This window comes from Synechococcus sp. R6-10 (assembly GCF_047461815.1).
Taxonomy (GTDB): Bacteria; Cyanobacteriota; Cyanobacteriia; order Thermostichales; family Thermostichaceae; genus Thermostichus.
On sequence record NZ_JANSHW010000671.1, the window covers coordinates 1 to 556 of the forward strand.

General features: G+C 60.8%; 1 protein-coding gene. It reads right to left on the bottom strand.

The window, feature by feature from the left end; translation table 11 throughout:
* Positions 1-556 (bottom strand): right-handed parallel beta-helix repeat-containing protein (locus tag NW837_RS15195; protein ID WP_414332466.1); only part of this gene is annotated, 556 nt, incomplete at both ends.

Here is a 556-nt window from a genome sequence, read left to right on the forward strand (position 1 = left end):
TCGGTGTTGGCGTGGGCGTTTCCGTCGGCGTCGGTGCAGGAGTTGGCGTGGGCGCAGGTTCCCCAGTGACCCTCTGAGCAAAGTTTCCTTGGAAAGTATTGCCAGCCAGGTAGGCTGCGACTACCGCATCTGGGGTGCCGGGGGCCGCCTGAATTGCCACTCCTACGCCCTCGCCCCGAGCTAGGAACGTATTCCCGGAAATGGTGCGGGCCTGGGTTCCCTGCAAAATACGAATGCCGACACTGCCGGCTATCCTGCCCACGCCGATCCGGTTGGATTGAATGGATGGAATTGAGCCTGCCCCATCCAGCTGAATCCCGGTAGTGCCACTCGTACCTGCTTGCCGCGCCTGCAGTACCAAGCCGGCTCCAGCCGTGGGTGGATCCCCTTCGATTTGGTTGTTGCGGAAGATCCCGCCGGAGTTGTCACCATAGCGAACGGCCAAAGCCCCCAAAGCCTGCAGGAGAATTGTGTTGTTTTCAAGGATGGGATTGCTGCCCGGCACAGTGCCTATGCCCACCCCACCCGTTTTACTGACAATCGGCGAGACACGGCT